The organism is Sphaerochaeta sp. UBA5836 (assembly GCF_002432845.1).
Classification (GTDB): Bacteria; Spirochaetota; Spirochaetia; order Sphaerochaetales; family Sphaerochaetaceae; genus Sphaerochaeta.
The window spans coordinates 1,803-2,149 of the sequence record NZ_DJGW01000098.1 but is presented as its reverse complement, the minus strand read 5'-3'; the positions used below and the strand labels follow the sequence as shown (position 1 = coordinate 2,149).

The 347-nt window shown below is 52.4% G+C and carries 1 protein-coding gene; it reads right to left on the bottom strand.

What is annotated here, in order from left to right; translation table 11 throughout:
* Positions 1-92: 92 nt before the first annotated feature.
* A partial coding sequence (locus B3F49_RS09300; protein ID WP_293910601.1) for a sodium ion-translocating decarboxylase subunit beta occupies positions 93-347 on the bottom strand: 255 nt, incomplete at its 5' end.

Below are 347 nucleotides of genomic sequence, written 5' to 3'. Positions count from 1 at the left end.
AAGAAGATGATGAGAATCACAACAAATATGCCCACCATTCCTTGTGCCATAAGGGTCAATGACTTGCCAAATATAGTATTCATATTCCCTCCTTACAGCAGACCCGGGACCAAGCCCAGGATGACACCACCGGCAATGACCGAGGCAATTTGTCCTGCTACGTTCGCCCCGACTGCATGCATCAAAAGGTGGTTCTGCGGGTCAGCCTGCTGCCCCATCCTCTGGATGACGCGCGCTGACATCGGGAAGGCTGAAATACCGGCAGCCCCTACCATCGGATTGACCTTCTGCTTGACGAACAGGTTGAGAATCTTGGCAAACACCACCCCGGCTATCGTATCGAATAC